The 7,434-nt window shown below is 75.0% G+C and carries 1 protein-coding gene; it reads left to right on the forward strand.

The window, feature by feature from the left end; all coding sequences use genetic code 11:
• Positions 1 to 7,434 (forward strand): hemagglutinin repeat-containing protein (locus C7456_RS17250; RefSeq protein ID WP_211306327.1); only part of this gene is annotated, 7,434 nt, incomplete at both ends.

Here is a 7,434-nt window from a genome sequence, read left to right on the forward strand (position 1 = left end):
GCTGACCAGCGGCGGCGAGCTGCGCAACCAGGGCACGCTGCAGGCCGACGGCGGCGACGCCACGCTCGCCGCGGGCACGCTCGACAACGACGGCACGGTCAGCGCGCAGGCCAACCTGCGCGTGCAGGCGGCCGGCGCGGCGCGCAACGGCGGCGTGCTGGTCGGCGGGCAGGCGGTCGCGCTGTCGGCGACCGGCCTGTCCAACGACGCCGGCGGCCAGGTGCAGAGCGGCACCGATCTGAGCCTGTCCGCGGCCACGCTGGCCAACGCCGGGCGGCTGTATGCCAAGGGCAACGCCACGGTCGAGGGCCATGGCCTGTCCAATGCCGCCGGTGCGCTGCTGCTGGCCGACGGCGCGCTCACGATCGACAGTGACGGCGACCTCGCCAACAACGGCGTGCTGCAGGCCGGCACGGACCTCATGCTCGGCCGCGCGTCCTCGCTGTCCAATGCCGCCGGCGCCACCGTCTATGCCGGCCGCGACCTCGATCTCGCCGTGGCCCACGCCCTGGCCAACGGCGGCATGCTCTATGCCGCCCATGCGGCCAGCGTGGCGGCCGGCAGCGTGGACAATCCCGGCACCTTGCGCAGCGGCGGCTCGCTGTCGCTGGACAGCGCGGGAAGGCTCGACAGCGCGGGCGCCATCCAGGCCCAGCAGGACCTCGTCCTCGCCAGCGCGGGGCCGTTCTCGAACGCGGGCAAGCTCTACGCCATCGACGGCACGCTGCGCATCGACGCCGCCGGCGCGTTCGCCTCGGCCGCATCGGGCGACGTCTACGCCGGCCAGGACGTCACGCTCGCCGCCGGCAGCATCGACAACGCCGGCGTGCTGGAGGCGGGCGGCAACGCCGGCCTGATGGCCCAGGGCGCCGCCGGCAACAGCGGCACCGTACAGGCCGATCGCGGCGACCTCGCCCTCGGCGGTGCCACCGTCGCCAACCAGGGCGTGCTCAGCGCCTTCGGCCAATTGCAATTGACCGGCGCGAACGGCCTCAGCAACGCCGGCCAGGCGGTGGCCGGCCGGTCCCTGCGGCTCGCCGGCGGCAGCCTCGCCAACAGCGGCCAGATGCAGAGCGGCGCCGACGCCGTGCTGCGACTGGCCGGCATCGACAACGGCGGCCGCATCCAGGCCGGCGGCGCGCTCGCCATCAGCGGCAACCAGCGCCTGACCAACGCCGCGGGCGGGCAACTGCTTGCGGCGGGCGATCTCGAGGCCGACAGCGCGCAGTCGCTCGACAACGCCGGCGTGCTGCAGGCCGGCGGCAACCTCGTGCTGAGCGGCGCCGGCACGCTCCAGAACCGGGCCGGCGGCACGCTCTACGGTACCGGCCGGGCCGATCTGCGATTCGGCGGCGCGCTGGAGAACGCAGGCACGCTCTACGCCGGGCAGGCTTTCAACCTGGCGGCGGGCGCGCTCGACAACGCCGGCCTGCTGCGCAGCGGCGGCGCGCTGCAGGCCCACGTCCAGGGCGACGCCACCAACGCCGGCACCGCCTACGCGCTGGGCACCGCCACGTGGAACCTGGGCGGCGCGCTGCTCGACGACGGCGTGCTCGCCGCGGCGGGCGACGTTGCCCTGACGGCCGGCCGGCTCGACGGCGCCGGCACGCTCGCCGCCGGCCTGCGCGGCGACGGGACCCTGGGCACGACGGGCACGCTCGCCGTCACCACGACCGGCACGCTGGCCGCGCACGGCCGCAACCTGGCCGGCGGGGATCTTGTCCTGCGCGGCAGTGCCGTCGACCTCTCCGGCAGCCAGACCCGTGCCGGCGGCGATGCCAGCCTGGCCGCCGCCCAGGGCGACGTCGACAACCGCGGCGGCGACCTTGCCGCCAACGGCACGCTGACCGTGCAGGCGCAGGGCGCCCTGCGCAACGGCGGCGATAGTGCCGCGCAGGGCGGAAAGCTCAGCGCGCAGGCGCTGGCCCTGCGCGCGGCCAGCCTGGACAACCGCTACGGCACGCTCATGCAGAGCGGCAACGGCAACCTCGCGCTGGCCTTCGGCGGCGCGTTCGACAACGCCCACGGCACGCTGGCCGCCAATGCCCACGACATCACCATCGACGCCGCCGCGCTGGACAACAGCGGCGGCGCGATCCGGCACGCCGGCACCGGCACGCTGAGCCTCGCCGCCGATGGCGACCTGACCAACGCCGGCGGCCAGATCGCCGGCAACGGCAGCCTGGCGGTCCGCGCGGGCGGCACGCTGGACAACGCGGGCGGCACGCTGGGCGTGGCCGGCACGGCCGACGTGCGCGCCCTCACCATGGACAACGGCGGCGGCACGCTGGCCGCCGGCGCGGCGACCCTCACGCTGACGCAGGCGCTGACCAACCTCGGCGGCACGCTGCAGGCCGGCGGCAGCCTGACGGTGAATGCCGGCGCGCTGGACAACACCGGCGGCTACCTCAAGGCCACCGGCAGCCAGGCGCTCGGCGTGAACGTGAGCGGCGCGCTGACCAATGCCGGCAGCGGCGGCGCGGGCGGCTTCATCGGGGGCAACGGCGCCGTCTCGCTCGGCGCCGGCAGCCTGCGCAACGCGGGCCGGGTCTATGCCGGCACCACGCTCGCGGCGAACAGCCAGGGCGCGCTGGACAACTCAGGCGGCGCATTGCAGGCGATGGGCTCGCTCGCCGCGAGCGCCGCGGCCACGCTCGGCAACCGCGGCGGCCGCATCGAGGCCGGCGCGGGCAACGGCGCGGCCACGCTCGACGTGCACGGCGCGGGCATCGACAACACCGGCGGCCGCATCGCCAACGCGGGCGCCGGCGCCAGCACCATCGGCGCCGGCGGCGCGATCGCCAACCAGGGTGGCACCCTGGGCGGCCAGGGCGACGTCTCGCTTGCCGCGTCCGCCCTGGACAACCGCCAGTCGGGCCATGTGGCGGCCGGGCACGACCTCGCCCTGGACCTGGGCGGCCTGGACAACCGCGGCGGCGTGCTCTACGCCGCCGGCGACCTCGGCTGGAGCCACGCCGGCGCGCAGCTCGCCAACGCCGGCGGCAGCCTCGGCGCGGGCGGCAGCCTGTCGCTCGCGCTCGGCGCGGTGGACAATGCCGGCGGGGAACTGGCCGCCGACGGCGACGTCACGCTCGACCTCGGCGCCTTCACCGGCACCGGCCGCGCGGCGGCCGGCCGCGACCTCACGCTCGAGCTGGCCGGCGGCTACACCAACGGCGTCGGCAACACGCTCAAGGCCAACCGCGACCTCGCGCTGGTCCTGGGCGGCGACTTCGTCAATCCGGCGGGCGCCGTGCTGCAGGCGGTGCGCCATCTGAGCGTGCATGCCGCCGGCATCGCCAACGCCGCCGGCGCCGACATCGCCAGCGCCGCCACCGACCTGCAGGCCAGCGGCGACCTGACCAATGCCGGCCGCATCGAGGGCGACGAGGTCACGCTGCGGGCGGCCAACCTCGCCAACACCGGCACGCTCATCGGCGGCCACATCGCCGCCACCGCGAACACCCTCACCAACGGCGCCGACCTCGGCGACGCCACCGGCAACGCGGCCTACCAGAGCGCGCTGATCGCCGCCACCGACGGCATCGACCTGTACGTCGGCGGCACGCTGCTCAACCGCGACGCCACGATCTTCACCCTGGGCGACCTCACCCTCGCCGCCGACGCGAGCGGCCGCCGCAGCCAGGCGGTGATCAACCGTTCCGGCGACATCGAGGCCGACGGCGACGTGTTCCTCGCGGCCACGCAGTTCACCAACGAGCGGCGGGTGTTCGAGACGACCGTCCACACCCTGAGCGCGGACGAGCAGGCGCGGAACAGCCGCACCGGCAACCCGGTGGCGCGCTACCGCTACGACGACGGCGATCCCGACCACCAGCCGCCCAGCGTGGACCCCAGCCAGGTGGTCGGCGCCAACGAGCTGGCGCAGGCCGACGCCTATTGCGGCGCCAACAACGTGAGCAACACCCAGCGCTGCGTGGGCTACGGCGGCGGCAGCGGCACGGCGCAGAGCTTCCGGGCGGTGGAGACGGACACGGCGCTCCGCCAGACCCTGCTGTCGCGCACCAGCGCGGAGGGACGGCTGCTGGCCGGCAACGACATCACCCTGTCCGGCTCGGTGCGCAACGACAAGTCCACCCTCGCGGCGGGCCACGACCTGACCATCAACGGCCAGGCGCAGAGCGGCGAGGTGGGCTCGGGCACCATCGGCGGCGAGACCGTGCAGAACATCGCCTGGACGCCGACCGTGCAGGTGGGCCGCAGCATGGCCGAGCAGGTGGAATTCGAGCACCTGCAGCACGACCCGCGCCGCTGGGAGGGCGGCGATTTCCAGACCTACGGCACGTCGCAGTCCAGCGTCGAGCTCGGCCTGGCGCAGGCGACGCAGATGTTCGGCGCGCTGCAGGCCAGCGCCTCGGCCGACGCCCGCATCACTGCCGGCGACACGGTGGCGATCACCGCCCACACCATCGACAACACCGTCGTGGGCGCCGATGGCCGTCCGGTGCACAACGCCATCGGCCTGGGCGCCAACGGCGGCGCACAGGCCGTCACGGGCAAGGGCGCGGGAACGGTGGCCGGCGTGGCGCCGACTTCCGGCGGCGCGGCCGGGGTGGCGCTCGGCACGGCGCCGGGCGCCGTCGCCGGCGGCTCGCTCGGGCTGGCCCAGGGGCGCAACGGCGCGGGCGCGGGCCAGGGGCCCGCCGCCGGCAGCGTCGCCGCCACCGGCGTGGCCGCTGCCGGCACGATCGACGCGGCCGGCGGACCGGCCGCCGGCACGCCGGCCACGGTGTCGACGGCCAACGGCGCCCCGCCGGCGGCGACCGGCGTGGCGGCCGGCGGGCACGCCGGCACCGGCGCGCCGCTGCCGCCGCAGACGGTGGCCAACCTGGCCGGCCCGCAGCCGACCGTCAGCCTGCCGCAGTCGGGCCTGTACACGATCCACAGCGATCCGGGCAGCCCGTACCTGGTGGAAACCGATCCGCGCTTCACCAGCTACACGCAGTTCATCAGCAGCGACTACCTGCTGGACCAGCTCGGGCTGGACCCGTCCAGCCTCCACAAGCGCCTGGGCGACGGCTTCTACGAGGAGCGCTCGGTGCTGGACCAGATCACGTCGCTGACCGGGCGGCGCTTCCTGAGCGACGCCACCGATGCGCTGGCGCAGTACCGGGCGCTGATGGACGCGGGCGTGCAGGTGGCGCAGCAGTTCGACCTGAGCGTGGGCGTGGCGCTGACGCCGGAGCAGATGGCGAGCCTGACGCAGGACATGGTGTGGCTGGTCAACGTCACGGTGGACGGCCAGACCGTGCTGACGCCGGTGGTATACCTGTCGGCCGAGCACGCGCGCGAGCTGGCGTCCGGCGGGGCGACCATCGCGGGCAAGCACGTGCTCCTGACCGCCGACGGCGACCTCACCAACAACGGCACCATCGCGGCGAGCCAGGACGCGCAGCTCAAGGCGGCGAACCTGCTCAACGGCGGCGACATCCGCGCCGGGGGCGACCTGTCGATCGCGGCGGCGCAGGACATCCTCAACGGCGGCACGGTGAGCGCGGGCGGGAGCGTGAGCCTGGTGGCGGGGAACGACGTGCGCTCGGGCGTGAACGTGGCGCAGGCGCTGGGTTCGGTGAACCTGACGGATCCGGGCGCGCCGGTATCGACGGTGGCGCTGACGTCGCTGCAGCCGGGCAGCCTGGTGGCCGGCCAGAGCCTCGCGGTCAGCGCCGGGCGCGACCTGAGCCTGGACCAGGCGCCGGTCCAGGCCGGCGGCGAGCTCCGCCTGGCGGCCGGGCGCGACCTCACGGCGACGGCCACGGCGATCACGGCGGGCGGCGACGCCCAGCTGCTGGCCGGGCGCGACCTGACGCTGGCGGCGACCGCCCACACGGTGCGCAGCGGCGGCGTGATCGACGGCGTGGAAGCCACCACGCACACGGTGAGCACGCTCACCGCCGGCGGCACCGCCGCGCTGTCGGCCGGACGCGACCTGTCCAGCCTGGGCGCGCAGGTGAGCGGTGCGACGGTAGGCGTCAGCGCGGGCCGCGACCTGCTCGCCACGGCGGTCACCGACACGGCGCGCACGGCCGGCCTGGCCGTGCAGGGCCACAAGGTAACCACCACGCACACCGAAGACCAGACGGTACGCGGCAGCACCTTCGAGGGCGGGCAGGGCGTGAACCTGCTTGCGGGGCGCGACGCCACGCTGACGGCGGCCGCAGTGCGGAGCGAGCAGGGTGCGGTCACGCTTGCCGCCGGTCACGACGTCACGCTCGATGCGGCCGCCGAGTCCCATGCCTGGACGCAGGACGCCAAGACCTCCAGCCACGGCCTGCTGAGCAGCCAGACCACCCGGACCCACGACGCGACCAGCGACACCTACGCCATCGGCAGCACGCTGTCGGGCGCCACGGTGACGGTGGCGGCGGGCAACGACCTGACCGCCCGGGCGGCGCAGCTCACCGCCCAGGGCGCGCTCGGCCTGACGGCCGGCCACGACGTCACCCTGGCCGCCGGCGAGCAAAGCCACGGCGAGGAGCACAGCGAGCGCGTCGAGCGGTCGAGCTTCTTCAGCACCAGCCGCAAGCGCTTCGGCTCGGTGGACCCGGAGAGCTACCGCCGCGAGAGTGCCACCGCCAGCACGCAGACCTGGAGCGTGGGCACCACCGTCTCGGGCGACACGGTGACGATCGGCGCGGGCCACGACCTGCACGGCACCGCGGCGCAGATCGCGGGCACCCACGACGTGACGCTGGCGGCGGGCCACGACCTGGTGCTGGATGCCGGGCAGGACACCTACACCGAAAGCGACGGCACGAAGGTCAGCCGCACGGGCCTGATGAACGGCGGCGGCTTCAGCGTGCTGATCGGCAACCGCACCACGCAGGCGGACACCACGGTCAGGGACGTCGGCTATACCGGCAGCCTGGTGGGCAGCACGGACGGCCAGGTCACCCTCAGCGCGGGCCACGACGTGCACCTGACGGGCAGCGACGTGCTGAGCCGGACGGGCACCACGGTCGTGGGCCAGAACGTCACCATCGACGCGGCGCTGGGCAGCACCGACGTCACGCAGCAGCAGCGCGTGCATACCGGCGGGATCACCGTGGGGGTGGGCGGCGCGCTCGCCGGGGCGGCCACGGCGGTCTATGGCGATGCCCGCCGGGGCGGCCAGGTGAGCGACAGCCGGCTCAAGGCCCTGTATGCGACCAAGGCGGCCTACGATGCCAAGGACCTGGCCAGCCTCGATCCGGGCGCCTACCAGGCCGCCAGCCAGGACAACGCCAACGGCATCAACCTGCAGGTGGGCATCGGCGGCAGCACGGCGAGCAGCGAGACGCGGACGCACGACGAGACGAGCGACGGCAGCGAAATCCGTAGCCAGGGCGACGTGACGATCGCGGCGACGGGCGGGGACCTCAATATCGTCGGCAGCACGGTCGGCGGAAACAACGTGGCGCTGGCCGCAGCACA

The sequence above is a fragment of the Fulvimonas soli genome (assembly GCF_003148905.1).
Taxonomy (GTDB): Bacteria; Pseudomonadota; Gammaproteobacteria; order Xanthomonadales; family Rhodanobacteraceae; genus Fulvimonas; species Fulvimonas soli.